The organism is Hydrogenophaga defluvii, assembly GCF_042665235.1.
GTDB classification, from domain to species: domain Bacteria; phylum Pseudomonadota; class Gammaproteobacteria; order Burkholderiales; family Burkholderiaceae_C; genus Hydrogenophaga; species Hydrogenophaga defluvii_A.
Map to the genome: position 1 here is coordinate 22221 of NZ_JBHTBZ010000006.1, position 17753 is coordinate 39973.

General features: G+C 63.8%; 17 protein-coding genes and 2 tRNA genes. 4 read left to right on the top strand and 15 right to left on the bottom strand.

What is annotated here, in order from left to right; genetic code table 11:
- Window position 1: 1 nt before the first annotated feature.
- The 3 genes from ACFQU0_RS02645 to guaB all read right to left on the bottom strand — a co-directional run bounded on the left by ACFQU0_RS02645 (window position 2) and on the right by guaB (window position 3940).
- Window positions 2–640 carry an FMN-binding negative transcriptional regulator gene (locus tag ACFQU0_RS02645; RefSeq protein ID WP_382198570.1) on the bottom strand — a complete coding sequence of 213 codons (639 nt, stop codon included), beginning with the start codon at window positions 638–640 and terminating at the stop codon, window positions 2–4.
- A gap of 143 nt (window positions 641–783) precedes the next feature.
- Window positions 784–2400, bottom strand: a complete 1617-nt coding sequence (guaA, locus tag ACFQU0_RS02650; RefSeq protein WP_382198571.1) for a glutamine-hydrolyzing GMP synthase — start codon at window positions 2398–2400, stop codon at window positions 784–786.
- Window positions 2401–2470: 70 nt separating this feature from the next.
- Entirely contained in the window at window positions 2471–3940 is a 1470-nt protein-coding gene (gene guaB / locus ACFQU0_RS02655) for an IMP dehydrogenase (RefSeq protein ID WP_382198572.1), read from the bottom strand.
- Between the two features lie 80 nt (window positions 3941–4020).
- Between guaB and ACFQU0_RS02660 the strand changes: the two genes are divergently transcribed.
- Complete coding sequence (locus ACFQU0_RS02660) at window positions 4021–4542, top strand: DUF4124 domain-containing protein (RefSeq protein ID WP_382198573.1); 522 nt, start codon at window positions 4021–4023, stop codon at window positions 4540–4542.
- Window positions 4543–4547: 5 nt separating this feature from the next.
- On the opposite strand, the gene ACFQU0_RS02665 is transcribed toward ACFQU0_RS02660, so the two are convergent.
- The gene (locus ACFQU0_RS02665; protein WP_382198574.1) at window positions 4548–4880 is read right to left on the bottom strand and encodes an RnfH family protein; all 333 of its coding nucleotides are present in this window, start codon (window positions 4878–4880) and stop codon (window positions 4548–4550) included.
- Between the two features lie 5 nt (window positions 4881–4885).
- Complete coding sequence (locus tag ACFQU0_RS02670) at window positions 4886–5332, bottom strand: type II toxin-antitoxin system RatA family toxin (protein WP_382198575.1); 447 nt, start codon at window positions 5330–5332, stop codon at window positions 4886–4888.
- Between the two features lie 75 nt (window positions 5333–5407).
- Here ACFQU0_RS02670 and smpB point away from each other — a divergent pair, with 75 nt between their 5' ends.
- Window positions 5408–5893, top strand: coding sequence for an SsrA-binding protein SmpB (smpB, locus tag ACFQU0_RS02675; RefSeq protein ID WP_382198576.1), 486 nt, complete (start codon window positions 5408–5410; stop codon window positions 5891–5893).
- 21 nt (window positions 5894–5914) lie between these two features.
- Here smpB and ACFQU0_RS02680 read toward each other — a convergent pair whose 3' ends face one another.
- The 8 genes from ACFQU0_RS02680 to rimP all read right to left on the bottom strand — a co-directional run bounded on the left by ACFQU0_RS02680 (window position 5915) and on the right by rimP (window position 16392).
- Entirely contained in the window at window positions 5915–7054 is a 1140-nt protein-coding gene (locus tag ACFQU0_RS02680; protein WP_382198577.1) for an enoyl-CoA hydratase/isomerase family protein, read from the bottom strand.
- Window positions 7051–7971 carry a DMT family transporter gene (locus tag ACFQU0_RS02685; RefSeq protein ID WP_382198578.1) on the bottom strand — a complete coding sequence of 307 codons (921 nt, stop codon included), beginning with the start codon at window positions 7969–7971 and terminating at the stop codon, window positions 7051–7053. Before ACFQU0_RS02685 ends, ACFQU0_RS02680 begins: the two co-directional genes overlap by 4 nt.
- Window positions 7972–8092: 121 nt before the next feature.
- Window positions 8093–9919 (bottom strand): translational GTPase TypA, encoded by a 1827-nt coding sequence (typA, locus tag ACFQU0_RS02690; RefSeq protein ID WP_382198579.1) that lies wholly within the window; start codon window positions 9917–9919, stop codon window positions 8093–8095.
- Window positions 9916–10896 (bottom strand): tRNA pseudouridine(55) synthase TruB, encoded by a 981-nt coding sequence (truB, locus tag ACFQU0_RS02695; RefSeq protein ID WP_382198580.1) that lies wholly within the window; start codon window positions 10894–10896, stop codon window positions 9916–9918. The genes typA and truB overlap by 4 nt, the downstream gene beginning before the upstream one ends.
- 2 nt (window positions 10897–10898) lie before the next feature.
- Window positions 10899–11270 (bottom strand): 30S ribosome-binding factor RbfA, encoded by a 372-nt coding sequence (gene rbfA, locus ACFQU0_RS02700; RefSeq protein WP_382198581.1) that lies wholly within the window; start codon window positions 11268–11270, stop codon window positions 10899–10901.
- A 15-nt stretch (window positions 11271–11285) separates the two neighbouring features.
- Window positions 11286–14186: a translation initiation factor IF-2 gene (infB, locus tag ACFQU0_RS02705; RefSeq protein WP_382198582.1), complete on the bottom strand. Its 2901-nt coding sequence runs from the start codon at window positions 14184–14186 to the stop codon at window positions 11286–11288.
- Window positions 14187–14215: 29 nt separating this feature from the next.
- On the bottom strand, window positions 14216–15715 hold the full coding sequence (gene nusA / locus ACFQU0_RS02710; protein WP_382198583.1) for a transcription termination factor NusA: 1500 nt from the start codon (window positions 15713–15715) through the stop codon (window positions 14216–14218).
- A gap of 95 nt (window positions 15716–15810) precedes the next feature.
- Entirely contained in the window at window positions 15811–16392 is a 582-nt protein-coding gene (rimP, locus tag ACFQU0_RS02715; protein WP_382198584.1) for a ribosome maturation factor RimP, read from the bottom strand.
- 328 nt (window positions 16393–16720) lie between these two features.
- Between rimP and ACFQU0_RS02720 the strand changes: the two genes are divergently transcribed.
- Window positions 16721–16797 (top strand) — tRNA-Pro (locus ACFQU0_RS02720).
- A gap of 48 nt (window positions 16798–16845) precedes the next feature.
- A tRNA-Arg gene (locus ACFQU0_RS02725) sits at window positions 16846–16922 on the top strand.
- Between the two features lie 110 nt (window positions 16923–17032).
- Here the strand turns inward: ACFQU0_RS02725 and ACFQU0_RS02730 are convergent.
- Both ACFQU0_RS02730 and ACFQU0_RS02735 read right to left on the bottom strand, forming a co-directional pair.
- Entirely contained in the window at window positions 17033–17329 is a 297-nt protein-coding gene (locus ACFQU0_RS02730) for an addiction module antidote protein (protein WP_382198585.1), read from the bottom strand.
- Window positions 17301–17621 (bottom strand): type II toxin-antitoxin system RelE/ParE family toxin, encoded by a 321-nt coding sequence (locus ACFQU0_RS02735; RefSeq protein ID WP_382198586.1) that lies wholly within the window; start codon window positions 17619–17621, stop codon window positions 17301–17303. The genes ACFQU0_RS02730 and ACFQU0_RS02735 overlap by 29 nt, the downstream gene beginning before the upstream one ends.
- Window positions 17622–17753 lie beyond the last annotated feature (132 nt).

Genomic DNA, 17753 nt, shown 5'->3' on the forward strand with positions numbered 1-17753 from the left:
GTCAGGCAGCAGGCAGGGCCTGTCGCGGGGCCATGCCGAGATCGTCCATCCACCGCCCCAGGGCCTGCTCATCAGGGGAACCCGCGCGGTAGGCCGCCCGCATGGCGGCGTGCGATTCTTTGCGGTGCTGGTTGAGCTTGAGCTTGCACTGTCGCGCCAGCACCTTCAACTCAAAGGCCACAATGCCACCCAGCATGCGGTGGGCAAAGTCCGGGTCGAGGTCGCGCCACTGCTGCGCGTAGGCGGGTTCGTGGTCCGCAATGAGTTGTTTGAGCAGCGCGTCCTTGGCGTCGTCGCCGTCCAAAATGCGGGCCTCCACCTGGCAATGCACCGCGAGGTAGTTCCAGGTGGGCACGCGGGCCAGGTCGGGGTAGACCTTGGGCGAGAGGTAGGCGTGTGGCCCCAGAAAAGTCACCAGCGCTTGGGGCCGCCTGGCCAGATAGCCCGCGTGGGGGTTGGCGCGGGCGCAGTGGCCCAGCAGGGTCCAGCGCTCCCCCTCTTCCTGCAGGTGCAGGGGCAGGTGCGTGACAAACGGAAAACCGTCGTCGTCGTTGGAAATCAAGCTGGCGAATGGGTGCTCGCGCACCAAGCGGGCGGCGAGCGCCGGGTCATCGGATTTGAAGTGGGGCGGCAGGTACATGGGGGTGGCTCCTCAGCACTAACTGTAGCGCCCCACGTTTGTGTCATGTTTGCTGCATTGGCATCACATTGATGCGCGTGCACACCCTCGCGATCTGATGACCGCTCGAAGCCATCAGGTGCCAGCCGTCGCCTGACGTTCAATCACTCCCACTCAATCGTCGCCGGCGGCTTGCTGCTCACATCGTAGGTCACCCGGTTGATGCCACGCACCTCGTTGATGATGCGGCTGGACACCTTCTTGAGCAACGCGTAGGGCAGCTCGGCCCAGTCGGCGGTCATGAAGTCGCTGGTCTGCACGGCGCGCAGCGCGACCACGTAGTCGTAAGTGCGGCCGTCACCCATCACGCCCACGCTCTTGACCGGCAGGAACACGGTGAAAGCCTGGCTGGTCAGGTCGTACCAGGTCTTGCCGGTCGCTTCGTCCTTGAAGTTGCGCAGTTCCTCGATGAAGATGGCATCGGCGCGGCGCAGCAGGTCGGCGTATTCCTTTTTCACTTCACCCAGGATGCGCACGCCCAGGCCGGGGCCGGGGAAGGGATGGCGGTAGACCATCTCAGCCGGCAGGCCCAGGGCCACGCCCAACTCGCGCACCTCGTCTTTGAACAGGTCACGCAACGGCTCCAGCAGCTTGAGGCCCAATTGCTCGGGCAGGCCGCCGACGTTGTGGTGGCTCTTGATGGTGACGGCTTTCTTGCTCTTGGCGCCGCCGCTCTCGATGACGTCGGGGTAGATGGTGCCTTGGGCCAGGAAGGTCGCGCCTTTGTGGCCCGCTGTGCCGGCCTTGAGCTTGGCGGCCTCGGCCTTGAACACGTCGACGAACAGGCCACCGATGATCTTGCGCTTTTGCTCGGGCTCGCTCACCCCGGCCAACTTGCCCAGGAACAGTTCGCTGGCGTCCACGCGGATGACCTTGGCGTGCAGCTTGCCCTCGAACATGTCCATCACCATGTCGCCTTCATTCAGGCGCAGCAGGCCGTGATCGACGAACACACAGGTGAGCTGGTCGCCGATGGCGCGGTGGATGAGTGCGGCGGCCACACTGGAATCGACCCCGCCCGACAGACCCAGGATGACCTCTTCATCGCCCACCTGCTCGCGGATCTTGGCCACCGCTTCTTCGATGTGGTCACGCATGATCCAGTCAGGGCGTGTGCCACAAATGCCGAGCACAAAACGCTCCAGCAACGCCCTGCCCTGCACCGTGTGCGTGACCTCGGGGTGGAACTGCACCGCGTAGTAGCCACGCGATTCGTCGGCCATGCCGGCGATGGGGCAGGCATCGGTGCTGGCCATGAGCTTGAAGCCGGGCGGCATCTCGGTGACCTTGTCGCCATGGCTCATCCAGACCTTGAGCATGCCGTGGCCTTCGGCCGTGGTGAAGTCGGCGATGTCCTTGAGCAAGGCGGTGTGGCCGCGTGCGCGCACCTCGGCGTAGCCGAATTCGCGCGTCTTGCCGGCCTCGACCTTGCCACCCAGTTGCTGCGCCATGGTCTGCATGCCGTAGCAGATGCCCAGCACCGGCAGGCCCAGCTCGAACACGGCGTCGGGCGCCTTGTCATCGACCTCGTAGACGCTGGCGTGGCTGCCCGAGAGGATGATGCCCTTGAGCTGGCCGTCGGCGGCGAACTCGCGCACCCATTCGCTGCTGACGTCGCAGGGGTGGACCTCGCAGTACACGTGGGCTTCGCGCACGCGGCGTGCGATCAACTGGGTGACCTGGGAGCCGAAATCGAGGATGAGAATTTTCTGGTGTTGCATGGCGGTGAAGGCTTGTGTGAATCAGAAAGCAAAAGGCCGTCCGGCGGGACGGCCTCTGGGGCAGCTCAGATCAGTCCGCCCGGTAGTTGGGGGCCTCTTTGGTGATCTGCACGTCGTGCACGTGGCTTTCGCGGATGCCGGCCGAGGTGATCTCGACAAATTCCGCCCGGTTGCGCATCTCTTCGATGGTGGCGCACCCGCAGTAGCCCATGCTGGCGCGCAGACCGCCCGCCATCTGGAACAGGATGCTGACGACCGAGCCCTTGTAAGGCACGCGGCCTTCAATGCCTTCGGGCACCAGCTTGTCGGCATTGGGGTTGCCGGTGCTGCTTTCCTGGAAGTAGCGGTCGGCACTGCCCTGCTGCATGGCGCCAATGCTGCCCATGCCACGGTAGCTTTTGTAGCTCCGGCCCTGGAACAGCACGATCTCGCCCGGCGCCTCTTCGGTGCCGGCGAACATGCCGCCCATCATCACCGTGCCGGCACCGGCTGCGATGGCCTTGGCGATGTCACCGCTGTAGCGGATGCCACCGTCGCCAATCAGGGGCACGCCCGTGCCCTGGAGCGCGGTCGCCACGTTGTCGATGGCGGTGATCTGAGGCACGCCCACACCGGCCACAATGCGCGTGGTGCAGATGGAGCCGGGGCCGATACCGACTTTCACGCCATCAGCGCCGGCCTCCACCAATGCCAGCGCGGCCGCGCCGGTGGCGATGTTGCCGCCGATCACGTCCACCTGCGGGTAGTTTTGCTTGACCCAGCGCACGCGCTCGATCACGCCTTTGCTGTGACCGTGGGCGGTGTCCACGACGATGGCGTCCACACCGGCTTTCACCAGTGCCTCGACGCGTTCTTCGGTGCCTTCGCCCACGCCCACTGCCGCGCCCACGCGCAGGCGGCCTGCCGCATCGCGCGCCGCGTTGGGGAAGTTGAGTTGCTTGGTGATGTCCTTGACGGTGATCAGGCCCTTGAGCTCGAAGGCGTCATTGACCAGCAGCAAGCGCTCCAGCTTGTGCTTGTTGAGCAGCTTCTTGGCTTCGGCCGGCGTGGTGCCGTCGGGCATGGTAACCAGGCGCTCGCGCGGGGTCATGATCTCGCTCACCGCCAGGTCGTAGCGGGTCTCGAACCGCAGGTCGCGTCCGGTGACGATGCCCACCACCTTGCCAGCATCCACCACGGGGAAACCGGACACGCCCAGTTCGTCCGACAGCTTCATGACCTGGCGCACCGTGGTCTGGGGGCTGATGACGACCGGATCGCGCAGCACGCCCGACTCATACCGCTTGACCTTCGCCACGTGCGCCGCCTGCTCCTGGGCCGACAGGTTCTTGTGGACGATGCCAATGCCGCCTTCCTGGGCGATGGCGATGGCCAGACGGGCCTCGGTCACCGTGTCCATGGCGGCGGACACCAGGGGCAGGTTCAGGGCGATGTTGCGGGTGAACTGGGTGGCGAGGGATGTGTCCTTGGGCAGGACTTGGGAGAACGCGGGCACCAACAAAACGTCGTCGAAGGTGAGCGCTTTTCCGAGCAGGCGCATGTGAAAGCTCCAAAAAACGTATTGTACAGGCGGGGCGCCGGGCTATGCGGCGGCGCAGCAGCGGCGATAAACTCCCACGCATGAAGCACCCTCACACCCCTCTTCTTCTGCGCGTCCTGCTGGCTGTCACCGCATGTGCCATCTCAAGCGGTGCCTGGGCGCAGTGGCAGTGGAAGGACGCTTCGGGCAGACGCATTTTCAGCGACACGCCTCCGCCCGCGTCGGTCCCCGATCAAGACATCCTGCAGCGGCCCAAGGGCGCCGCCCTGCCGGCTGCGGCGCCGGCCCCAGCGGCGGCCGGTGCAGCTGCGGCACCGGCCAAGCCCGCCCCGGCTGCCGATGCCAGCTTGGAGCAGCGCAAGCAACAACTCGAAAAGGCAGAAGCGGACAAACGCAAGGCCGAGGAGAAGGCTGCTGAGGAAAAAGCGGCCAAGGCTCGCGCGGTCAATTGCGAGAGCGCGCGCAAGAACAAGGCGACCATCGAGTCGGGTGTGCGGGTGACGGTCACCAACGCCCGTGGCGAAGCCGAATACCTGGACGAAGCCGCCAGGGCTGCCCAGCTTCGTCAGGCCAACGACTTGATCAGGGACAACTGCCGCTGAGTGGCTCAGTAGCCGGCCTTGGCGCCGGGCCGTTTGCGTGCAAACAGGCCTGTGCTGCGCGTGCCCTGCCGGTTGAACCTCTCGCGTCGTGCCACTTTGGGGTCGACACGCAGCCCCCGATAGATCTCCAGCCGGTCGCCGTCGCGCAACAGGTGGTCCAGCGGCTGCTTTCTGCCCCACACGCCCACGTCCGGCGATTCACCCCATGCCCGGGTAGCCTCAGCCTGCGGCCAGCCCGCCGCTTGCAGCGCGTCCCGCACCCGGCTGCCCAGTGGCATCACCAGCTCGTGGACGACCACCTCGCGCGGCCCAGGGCAGAAGACCAGTTCAATGTGCATGGCCATCACACACTGCCGTAGACCTGATCGGCACGTTTGACGAACGCGTCCACCATGCTGCTGGCGATCTTGTCGAACACGGGGCCCACCAACGCGCTCAGGGCCTGGCTGGAGAAGTCGTAATCCAGCGAAAACTCGATCTTGCAGGCCCGCTGAGTGCCATCGCCCAGGGGAATGAAACGCCAGTGTCCTTCGAGTTGGGAAAACGGGCCATCCACCAGCGTCAGATCCACGCGCTGGTTCTCAACGTGGGTGTTGCGGGTGGTGAAGCTCTGGCGTATGCCACCAATGGCGATACCCACCTGTGCAACCACCCCATCGGCGGTGGTTTCAAGCACCGACGCGCGGTCGCACCAAGGCAGGAACTGGGGGTAATGGTCCACGTCGGTCACCAGCGTGAACATCTCGTGTGCGCTGTGCCAGAGGAGGACCGACTTGTGGACGCTTTTCATTGAAGCCTGAGGCTTTCATACAATCTCGGTTTGCGTCGGGATTGTATTCGGCCCGCAGCGCCTCAGATTGCTTACATGAACAAGCCCGCCTCGAAGTCCAAGCCCACCGACAGCCGCATCGCAGACAACAAAAAAGCGGTTTTCAACTACGCCATTGAGGAGCGTTTCGAAGCGGGAATGGTGTTGCATGGCTGGGAGGTGAAGGCGCTGCGCGAAGGCAAGGTGCAGTTGACCGACGGGTATGTGCTGATCCGCGACGGCGAGCTGTTTCTGATCGGCTGCCAGATCAACCCGTTGCGCACCACGTCCACCCACGTCAGCGCCGACGCGGCACGGACCAAGAAGCTGCTGCTGCACAAGGCGGAAATCAGCCGCCTGGTGGGCAAAGTGGAGCAAAAGGGTTACGCCCTGGTCCCGCTGAACCTGCACTGGAAGAACGGCAAGGTCAAATGCGACATTGGCCTGGGCCGTGGCAAGGGAGAACACGACAAGCGCGACACCATCAAGGACCGTGAAGGCAAACGCGAGGTGGAGCGCGCCATGAAGGTCCACAACCGCTGACGCGGTTGTGGCGTTGGTCGTTCAGTCCAGGTGCCGCAGCGGGTGCGCGTGGGCGGGCCAGGGGCTGTCAAAAAACGGCGCCACCATGTCGGGCGTCACGTCTTCGATGCGGGACGGGTTCCAGCGTGGCGCGTGGTCTTTGTCGACCGCCAGCGCGCGAATGCCTTCGACCGTCTCGCTGGTCGCACCGCTGCGACCCAGGTGACCGGTGAAAAAACAATGGCGCACCAGGTCGCGCTCCATACGCAGGTCTTCGGCCAGGGTCAAACCACGCGCGCGGCGCAGCTGTTCCAACACCACGTGCAGCATCAGCGGGCTGCGGTGGCGCAACATGCCGGCGGTCTCGGTGGCGGCCTGTGTGCCGGCCGCTTCCAGCGAGGCCACTATTTCGCCCACGGTGGGCAGGGCAAACGCGGCTTCCAGCTCGGGGCGCAGGCCTTCGGGGGCCTGCGAGGGCACGTTCCAGTGGGCTTGCTCACACCAGCGGCTCCACAGGCGGCGCAGCTCGTCGGGTGAGGATGGCCGGAAATGCTCCAGTGCCTCCCAGGCCTGGTGCAGGTGCTGCGACGGCACGATGAGATCGGCCAGATTCCAGGCTACCGCCTGAGCGCCGCCGATCACGTGGCCGGTCAACGCGAGGTACTCGCCTACGCGGCCGGGGCAACTGCCTAAAAAGTGACCGCCACCGACGTCGGGAAACAGCCCGATGTTGGTTTCAGGCATGGCCATCTTGGTGCGTTCGGTCACCAAACGCACGCTGGCGCCCTGGCTGATGCCCATGCCACCGCCCATGACGATGCCATCCATGAAGGCGATGTAGGGTTTGGGGTAGGTGAAGATCAGGTGGTTGAGCGCGTACTCTTCGGTGAAGAAGTCTTCCAGCGCGGGGTCGCCGGCCATCGCCGCCTGGTGGAAAAACCGGATGTCGCCGCCCGCGCAAAAGCCGCCAAACGGCCCTTCCTTGTTGGTGCCGCGTATGGCCACGCCGTGCACGGCCGCGTCACTTCGCCACGCCAGCAAGATGTCGGTCAGGTGCCGCACCATGCCCAAGTTCAGGGCGTTCAGCGCACGCGGACGGTTCAGGGTGATGAAGCCGACCCCGCCCACCACTTCGGAGAGCACGTCGGGCGCTTGCACCACATCGGCGTTGTTGCTTGTCATGAGTTGTCTCCTAACCCGGTTTCGGTCTGTCGAATCTGATAGTGCCCAGCCCGTTCGCGCCAGCCCAACCATTCGTTGGCCACCAGCGCGCCCATGACCAGGGCACCGCCCAGCAGAACTTGTTGCGATGGCACCTCACCAGCGCCCAGCCAAGCCAGAAGTATCCCGAACAACACCTCGAGCAAGGCCAGCAGCGAGACCTCCGGCGCACTCAACACGCGCGCGCAGACGACCGCCAGCACGCAGGGTACCGCAAGCTGGCCCAAACCCAAGCCTGCCAGCAGCGCAATGTCGTGAGCGCTGGCCGACAGGGGCCAGGCCAGCGGCAGCGTCAGCAGGGTGGACAGCACCGCGCCCACCAGCACCGCCGGCACCAAGTCCACCACATGCCCGCTGCGCTGGCTGCGTTGCACCAGCGTCCAGTTGATGGCGGCGGCCACAGGGACACAGAACGCCACCAGCGTGCCGACAATGCCGCCCTCGCCGAGTTGCGTGCCGAACATGTAGGCGATACCTGCGCCCGCCACCAGGATAGCAACCCAGGTGCGGTGAGGCAGTTGGTGTCCTATGAAGAAGCGCGAGATCAAGGCCGTGAGCAAGGGGCCCGCCGCCATGGTGATCAACACGTTGGCCACCGAGGTGAGGGTCAAGGCCACCATGAACGCGGTGAACATCACACCCCAGCACAAGCCTGAGGCCAGCAGCACGCCGCGTTCGGTCCACATGCGCGCCCACACCCCCCTGCCCTGCCACAAAGGCAGGATGACCAGGAGCGAGACCACCGTGAAAAAGCTGCGCCAGAACGTGATCTCGAACGCGCGAGCGTGTTCAAGCTGACGTGTGACCACGCCGGCCGTGGACCACATCAGCGGCGCCAGCACCATCAACCAGACGGCGTGAGAATGTTTCAGCTTCATCGACAACACAGGCCTTTCACAACGCGCCAGAGTCACGAGCCAGGCTCAAAAAAGCCTGCCCCAAGAAGCTGCAGCCCCCGAAGGGGCTGCAGCGCTCAGATCATGCGAGTATGCCCGCCGATCATGCTTCGCGCGATGCGCGCTTGCGGTCGTGTTCTTTCAGGTGGCGTTTGCGCAGGCGAACGCTCTTGGGCGTGATCTCGACCAGCTCGTCGTCCTCGATGAACTCCACGCCGTACTCCAGCGTCAGCAGGATGGGCGGGGTGATCTTGATGGCGTCTTCCTTGCCGCTGACGCGGAAGTTGGTCAGCTGCTTGGTGCGGGTGGCGTTGACCACGAGGTCGTTGTCTCGGCTGTGGATGCCTACGATCATGCCTTCGTAAACCGGATCGTTGGCCTTGACGAACATGCGGCCACGGTCGTCCAGCTTGCCCAGGGCGTAGGTGAAGATTTCACCGTCGTCCATCGAGATCAGCACGCCGTTCTTGCGGCTGGCGATGTCGCCCTTGTGTGGCTCGTAGCCGTCGAAAATGTTGGAGATCAGGCCCGACCCACGCGTGAGGTTGAGGAACTCGTTGGTGAAGCCGATCAGGCCACGCGCCGGGATGCGGTACTCCAGCCGCACGCGGCCACGGCCGTCCGGGTCCATGTTGACCAGTTCGCCTTTGCGCTCGCCCAAAGCCTGCATCACGCCGCCCTGGTGCTGTTCTTCGATGTCGGCCGTCACCAGCTCGATGGGCTCGTGGCGCTCGCCGTTGATGTCTTTGAACACCACACGCGGCTTGGACACGGCCAACTCGTAACCTTCGCGGCGCATGTTTTCCAGCAGGATGGTCAGGTGCAGTTCGCCCCGGCCGGCCACTTCGAACACGCCGTCTTCGTCGGTTTCCTTCACGCGCAGCGCCACGTTGTGCTGCAGCTCTTTCTGCAGGCGGTCCCAGATCTGGCGGCTGGTCACGTACTTGCCTTCGCGGCCAGCCAGCGGGCTGGTGTTGACGCAGAAGTTCATGATCAGGGTCGGCTCATCGACCTTGAGCATGGGCAGCGGTGTGGGGTTGAGCGGGTCGGTCACGGTCACGCCAATACCGATGTCGGCGATGCCGTTGATCAGCACGATCTCGCCCGGGCCGGCTTCGGTCACCTGCACGCGGTCCAGGCCCTGGAAGGTCAGCACCTGGTTGATGCGGCCTTTGACGCTGCTGCCGTCCGGACCTTCCATCACCAGCACGTCCATGCCGGGCTTGATGGTGCCCTGGCTCACGCGGCCCACGCCGATGCGGCCCACGAAGGTGGAAAAATCCAGGGCCGAAATCTGCAGCTGCAGCGGCGCGGCGGGGTCGCCTTTTTGTGGCGGCACGTGTTTGAGCACGGTGTCGAACAGGGCCGACATATCGGGGCCCCACTGCTCGCCCTGGGGGCCTTCTTCCAGCGAAGACCAACCATTGATGCCAGAGGCATACACCACGGGGAAGTCGAGCTGCTCGTCGGTGGCGCCCAGCTTGTCGAACAGGTCAAAGGCGGCGTTGACCACCTTGTCGGGGTTGGCGCCAGGCTTGTCCACCTTGTTCACCACCACGATGGGCTTGAGGCCCAGTGCCAGCGCCTTTTTGGTCACAAAGCGGGTCTGGGGCATGGGGCCTTCCTGCGCGTCGATCAGCAGCAGCACGCCGTCCACCATCGACAGCGCACGCTCCACCTCGCCGCCGAAGTCCGCGTGGCCGGGGGTGTCCACGATGTTGATGTGGGTGTCTTTCCAGCTCACGGCGCAGTTCTTAGCCAGGATGGTGATGCCACGCTCGCGTTCGATGGCGTTGTTGTCCATCACCGTGTCCACCACTTTTTCGTGGTCGGCAAAGGTGCCCGACTGGCGCAGCAGTTGGTCCACCATGGTGGTCTTGCCATGGTCCACGTGGGCGATGATGGCGATGTTGCGAATCTGTTTGCTCATGACAAGTCCTTTGCTGCTTCTGTTTCGCGCAGCGGGTTTTCTAGAATCTGTTGAATTTCGATCGGGCTCAACAGCCGCCCGGGTATCAGTTCGCCGGCCACCACGTGTGCGGTGCCCAGCAGGGTGTCAGGGTCGGTGCCGTACACGGCCACGCGTTCGGCGTCGGGCCAGTGGCCACGGCGGCGCAGGCCACTCAGAAAGCGCCCCGCATCCTCCGCGCCCAGCGTGACGCGGGTGTGTCCGCCGAGCAACGTCTCCACCGGCAGCAAGGCCGCCAGGCGCTCATCGGGGGACATGGCTTCCAGGGCATCCAGCGTGAGGGTCTGCGCCAGGCCAAACGGCCCGGTGTGGGTGCGGCGCAAGGCACTCAGGTGTCCGCCGCAGCCCAGGGCTTCGGCGATGTCTTCGCCCAGGGTGCGGATGTAGGTGCCCTTGGAACAAACCACATGCAAATCGAGGTGCGGCGTGTCGCCGTTCAATTGCATGTTCAGCAGGTCAAGGTCGTGGATGACCACATGGCGCGGCTCACGCGCCACGGTTTCGCCATCGCGCGCGTATTCGTAGAGCGCCTTGCCGTCTTTTTTCAGCGCGCTGTGCATGGGCGGCACCTGTGCGATGGGGCCCATGAAGCGGTCCAGCACCTCAACGACCTGGCCCACACTGCAAGTGACAGGGCGTGTCGCCAAAACCTCGCCTTCGGCGTCGGCGGTGGATGTGGTTTGGCCCAAACGCACCGTCGTGTCGTAGGCCTTGTCGGCGTCCAGGTGCAATTGGCTGAACTTGGTGGCGGCGCCAAAACACAGGGGCAACACGCCGGTGGCCAGCGGGTCGAGCGTGCCGGTGTGGCCGGCCTTTTCGGCGCGCAGCAACCACTTGGCCTTTTGCAAGGCCTGGTTGCTGGATAGACCCAGCGGCTTGTCAAGCAGCAACACCCCATGCACAGGGCGCCGCTGCACCCGTGTGCGTGGCGCGTTCATGCTCAGTCCTCTTTGGCGCGCGAGGAAACCGCCTTGGCAATCAAAGCGTTCATGTCGGCCGCTCGCTCGGTGGTGCGGTCGAACACGAAGTGCAAGGTCGGCACGGTGTGGATGTGCAGGCGCTTGAACAGCCCATTGCGCAGAAAACCGGCCGCCTGGTTCAAGGCGTCCTGGGTTTCCTGCGGATCGCCCGTCAGCAAGCTGTAGAACACCTTGGCGTGGGCGTAGTCGGGCGTGACTTCCACCGCCTGGATGGTGACCATGCCCACCCGCGGGTCCTTGAGCTCGCGCGCGATCAGCTCGGTCAGATCGCGCTGGATCTGATCGTTGACGCGGTAGCTGCGGTTGGGAACAGAGGACTTCTTCTTGGGCATGTCGGCCTGCTTCGCTTACAGCGTGCGCGCGATTTCCTTGATCTCGAAGAACTCCAGCTGATCACCTTCTTTGATGTCGTTGTAGTTCTTGAGCTTGATACCGCACTCGAAGCCTTCCTTGACTTCGCGCACATCGTCCTTCATGCGCTTGAGCGAGTCGAGTTCGCCCGTATAGATGACCACGTTGTCGCGCAGCAGGCGGAAATGCGCGCTGCGGGTGACAAAACCGTTGGTGACCATACAGCCCGCAACCGTACCGATCTTGGACGCCACGAACACGGTGCGGATCTCGGCATTGCCGATGACCTCTTCGCGCTTCTCGGGCGCCAACATCCCGGACATGGCGGCCTTCAGGTCGTCCACCGCGTCATAGATGATGTTGTAGTAGCGGATGTCGATGTCGTTGCCTTCGGCCAGCTTGCGTGCGCCCACGTCGGCACGCACGTTGAAGCCGATGACCACCGCCTTGGACGCGATCGCCAGGTTGATGTCGGATTCGCTGATGCCACCGACGCCGGCGTACACCATCTGCACCTTGACTTCGTCGGTCGAGAGCTTGAGCAGCGAGGCCGCCAGCGCTTCCTGCGAACCCTGCACATCGGACTTGAGCACGATGGGCAGCATCTTGACTTCGCCGGCACCGATGTCGGCAAACATGTTCTCCAGCTTGGCGGCCTGTTGCTTGGCCAGCTTGGTGCTGCGGTACTTGCCTGCACGGTAGGTGGCGATTTCGCGCGCACGGCGCTCGTCCAGCATCACCATGAAGTCGTCGCCAGCCTGCGGCACTTCGGCCAGGCCCTGGATTTCCACCGGGATGGACGGGCCGGCTTCCTTGGACGGCTTGCCGTTTTCGTCCAGCATGGCGCGCACACGACCGGAGGTCTGACCGGCCAGCACCACGTCGCCCACCTTCAGCGTGCCAGACTGCACCAGCACGGTGGCCACGGCGCCACGGCCCTTGTCCAGGCGCGCTTCGATCACCAGGCCCTTGGCCATGGCCTCCACCGGCGCCTTGAGTTCCAGCACTTCGGCTTGAAGCAGCACCTGTTCGAGCAGCGCATCGACGCCCTCGCCGGTCTTGGCAGAGACGCCCACAAAAGGCACGTCGCCACCAAATTCTTCGGGCACAACCTCTTCAGCCACCAATTCGGAACGCACCTTGTCCAGGTTGATGCCGGGCTTGTCGATCTTGGTCAGCGCCACCACCATGGGCACACCAGCCGCTTTCGCGTGTTTGATGGCTTCCTTGGTCTGGGGCATCACGCCGTCGTCGGCCGCACACACCAGAATCACGATGTCGGTGGCCTGGGCGCCACGGGCACGCATGGCCGTGAAGGCTTCGTGGCCAGGGGTGTCCAGGAAGGAGATCATGCCGCGCGGCGTCTCCACGTGGTAGGCACCGATGTGCTGGGTGATGCCACCCGCTTCACCCGCCGCCACCTTGGCTCGGCGGATGTAGTCCAGCAGCGAGGTCTTGCCGTGGTCGACGTGGCCCATGACGGTGACCACTGGAGCACGCGGCAGGGCTTCGGCGGATTGTTGCGCGACTTCGTCTTCGGTGAAGGCCTCCGGATCGTCCAGTGCCGCGACCACCGCCGTGTGGCCCAGTTCTTCCACCACGATCATGGCGGTGTCCTGGTCCAGCGACTGGTTGATGGTGACCATCTGGCCCAGTTTCATCAACTGCTTGATGACCTCGGACGACTTGAGCGACATCTTGTGTGCCAGCTCGGCCACGGTGATGGTCTCGGGCACGTGCACTTCAATGACCTTGGTCTCGGTCGGCTGGGCAAAGCTGGACTGCTGGTCGCGGCTGTCGCGGTCGCCACGGCGGCCACCGCCGCGCGGGCCCGAGCGCCAGTTGCTGTTGCCACGGCCACCGGAGGTGTCGCCGCGGGTCTTGATTTCCTTCTTCTTGGCCGCGTCGTCCTTCCAGGTGGAAGACAGGTTTTCAGACTTGACTTCCTTCTTGCCGCCGGCGCCAGGGGCTGCCACGGCCGGGCGCGCAGTACCGGTGGTGGCCGGCTTGTGCAAGGTGCCCTTGATACCAGCCGCAGGCGCGGCGGCCGGCTTGGGTTCCTCGGGCTTCTTAGCCACCAGCACCTTCTTGGGCGCGGCCATCATGGCACGGATGTTCGCTGCTTCGGCCTCGGCCTTGCGGCGGCGCTCCTGCAGATCGCGGGCGCGGGCGTCTTCGGCTTCTTTTTCGGCTGCAGCCTTGTCGGCCACCAGCTTGCCAGCAGCGGCTTTGTCCGCAGCGGCCTTGTCGGCGACGGCTTTTTCAGCTGCCAACTTCGCGCTGTCATCCACCACCGGAGCAGCCGTGGCCGCTTCTTGCGCTGCCTGTGCAGCAGCCAGGCGGGCGGCTTCGGCGGCAGCCTGAGCCTGCGCGGCAGCGGCGGCTTCGGCGGCGGCACGCGCGCGTTCAGCTTCCGCCTCACGCGCAGCCTGCTCTTCTCGCTCGCGGCGTTTCTGAGCCAGCTCTTCTTCCTGCACACGCAGCAGTTCGGCTTGACGGCTCGCCTCTTCCTCTCGGCGTGCCAACTCAGCCTGATCCACCGCCGGGGCGGCGGGTTCGGCCTGTTCAGCCGCGCCGTCGCTTGCACCCAGTTCGTCATCGCGCTTGATGAAGGTGCGCTTCTTGCGCACCTCGACCTGGATGGTCCGGGCGCGTCCGGTGGCATCGGCCTGCTTGATTTCAGTGGTGGACTTCTTCACCAGCGTGATCTTCTTGCGCTCGCCCGAGGCGGTGCCGTGGCTGGCCTGCAGATAGCCCAGCAGCTTGTGTTTGTCGGAGTCGGAAACCGGGTCAGTGCCCGACGATTTCGGAACGCCCGCGCCAGCCAGCTGATCGAGCAGCACGGTGGTGGGCTTGTTGAGTTCTGCAGCCAATTCGGCGACGGTGGTACTGGTCATATGGGGTGTTCTCCGCTGAGGCCTCCGGTTCAGGACGCTTGGTTGGCCTGGTCGCCAGAGAACCAGTGCTCGCGCGCCTTCATGATCAGAGCGGTCGCTTCTTCGGGGGTCTGTCCGGTGATATCGGTCAGTTCGTCGGTGGCCAGGTCGGCCAGGTCGTCGCGGGTGTGCACACCGGCGTCCATCAGCTTGGTGATGAGCTCGGCGGTCAAACCTTCAACGTCACGCAGGTTCTGCGAGACCTCTTCCACGTCTTCTTCCTTGGCGATTTCCATGGTCAGCAGCGCATCCTTGGCGCGAGCGCGCAACTCGTTGACCGTGTCTTCGTCGAAGGACTCGATGTCCAGCATTTCCTGCAGCGGCACATAGGCCACCTCTTCGAGGCTGGTGAAACCCTCCTCGATCAGGATGTCGGCGATTTCCTGGTCCACGTCCAGCTTGGCCATGAACAGCTTGCGAATGCCGTCGGCCTCTTCGGCCTGCTTCTGCGCCGACTCGTCGGCGGTCATGATGTTGATCTTCCAGCCGGTCAGCTCGGACGCCAGGCGCACGTTCTGGCCACCACGGCCAATCGCGATGGCAAGGTTTTCCTCGTCCACCACCACGTCCATGGCGTGACGCTCTTCATCCACCACGATGGAAACGACGTTGGCCGGGGCCAGCGCGCCGATGACGAACTGGGCCGGGTCTTCGGACCACAGCACGATGTCCACACGTTCACCGGCGAGTTCATTGGTCACACCATTGACGCGCGAACCACGCACACCCACACAGGTGCCGATGGGATCCACGCGCTTGTCGTGCGACAACACGGCGATCTTGGCGCGGCTGCCGGGGTCACGGGCGCAGCTCTTGATCTCCAGCAGGCCCTGCTCGATCTCGGGCACTTCCTGGCGGAACAGCTCGATCATGAACTCGGGGGCAGAGCGCGAGAGCAGGATGGGCGCGCCACGCAGCGTCAGGTCCACTTCCATGATCATGGCGCGCACGCGGTCGCCGGTGCGGAAGTTTTCCTTGGGGATCATTTCGCCGCGCTTCAAGCGGCCTTCCACGCGGCCGCTCTCGACGATCAGGTCACCCTTGTCCATGCGCTTGACGGTGCCGACAAAAATTTTGTCGCCGCGGCTCATGAAATCGTTGAGCAACATCTCGCGCTCGGCGTCGCGGATTTTTTGCAGGATGACCTGCTTCGCGGCCATGGCACCAATGCGGCCGATGGGCACGCTTTCCACTGGCTTTTCGATGTGGTCGCCCACTTCGATGTCGGCCAACTCGTCACGCGCATCGCTCACCAGTTCTTCGGCATCGGGGTTCTGCAGGCCAGCTTCGTCGGGCACCACCAGCCAGCGGCGAAACGTTTCGTACTCGCCGCTGTCCGGGTTGATGGCGACACGGATATCGACCTCACCCTTGTAGAGTTTTTTGGTGGCGGAGGCCAGGGCCAACTCAACGGCGCCCAGCACCACGTCGCGCTCCACGTTCTTTTCACGGGAGATCGCATCGATCAACATCAACAATTCGCGATTCATTTCACCGCCACCTTTCCTATCTGTCGTATCTTTTTTGGGGTTGCGCCAAGAGGGACGCCGCCTCGTGATATGGGGACACCGGCTGATCCGCCAGCTCAGGCACCGCCTTGCGGCGAGGGCGCACCGCGCCCTTTGAAACTCACAATGGGCGCCAAACGCGCCTCACGCAACTCATCCAGCACAAAACCCAGCGCATGCACCGGCGCAGGCGGGCGGTTTTTGCCCACCTTCTGACCCGGCTTGAGCTTCGGCTCATCGGCCCAAACCACCTGCCAGCCCGTGCCATCGGCGTTGCGCTCGAGCGTGCCGCGAAATTTTTTGCGATTGACCGCCACGCCTGAGCCGGTCGCCCCAATGGGCGCCTTCAGGGTGATGTCCACCACCTGACCGGCAAAACGCTCAAAATCGCGCTCGTTGCGCAGCGGTCGGTCAATGCCCGGCGAGCCCACCTCCAAGCGCTTGTACTCCACGCTCTCAACCTCAAGCAGGAACTGCAGCTGGCGCGTGACCTTTTCGCAGTCTTCGACGGTCACAAATTGCTCAGCACCTCCCGCGAGCGAAGGCTCCCAGGGCAAATCGATGGTGACGCGCAGCAACCCACCCGCGGAACGCTCCAACTCCACCAGGTCGTAACCCAGTCCGGTGACGGTCTGCTCAACTGCGTCTTGCCATGCCATTGCTGCGTGTGTTCCTGCTTCAAAAATTGCGGGTCGCTGGCCGCGTGCGCCATAGCGCCAAAAGCGATTGACCAAAAAAAATGGGCCGGTAGTAACCCGCCCATTTGGTCGTGAAGCTCGGATTTTAACACTTTCCACGCACTTTTTATACCCACCCACAGCGTAAATGTTCTGGGATTGGCTGGCCAAAGCGTTGGATTTGCCCCAAAGCCTCTTGTTGAACGCGATTTTCGGGCCCGCTCAGCCCCCTCTTGTGCACAAGCCGCATCAAAAACACGGCGGGACACAAGAAATTGGGCATTTCGCGCTGTAGAATAACCGGATTAGTCGGAGCGTAGCGCAGCCTGGTAGCGCATCTGCTTTGGGAGCAGAGGGTCGCGAGTTCGAATCCCGCCGCTCCGACCACCCTCAAAAAAAATGGCCCACTTGTTGGGCCATTTTTCTATCGACAAACTGCCCGTAGCTCAACTGGATAGAGCAGCTGCCTTCTAAGCAGCAGGTCGGGGGTTCGAGTCCCTCCGGGCAGGCCAGCAAAACCCCAATGAAATCAAGCGCTTAGTGCTGCCCCGAAAAACTCGGGGACACCCCGGGGACAAAGTCTGATTTGAGATCGTCAAGTCGGACGCGCTGCGGACTCCCGTCAGCGGGCAGCGGCCGGCACCACGCTGAGCTTGAAGCCCATGGCGTTGATAACCTTGAACAGCGTTTCGGAACTGGGCGCCCGCTCACCCGACAGGCTTTTGTACAAGCTCTCGCGAGACAGCCCCGTGTCCTTTGCAAGTTGGGTCATGCCACGGGCACGCGCAATGTCGCCCAGCGCAGCAGCCAGCAAGGCGGGATCGCCATCGGCCATGGCCGCGTCGAGGTAGGCGGCTGCGTCCTCCTCCGTGTTGAGGTAGTTGGCCGCGTCAAACGTGCGGGTCTTGATCTTGCTCATCTTGCAACTCCATGGCCAATCGCTTGGCCGCTTCAATATCGCGCTCCTGGGAGGACTTGTCGCCGCCACCCAGCATGAGGATGATGACGCCGCCACGAATCACGTAGTACATGCGCCAGCCAGGGCCGAAGAACTCGCGCATTTCCCACACGCCAGCCCCAACCTGCTTCACGTCGCCAAGGTTGCCTACCATGGCTTTGCGCAACCGGGCGAGCAGCCGAAATCGGGTGGCGCGATCTTTCAGTCCTTCCAGCCAATCGGAGAAGGCCTCTGTTTCAACCACGGTGTACATGGCCGAATTGTAGCCGCCTGGCTACACATGGGCAACATACAGGTAACCGAGTGTCAGCAGCAAATGAGTTGTCCGGTTCGTAGCAAGTAATCTGTCCGGTTTGTGGAGGAGCGATGCAACACGCCCCCATGA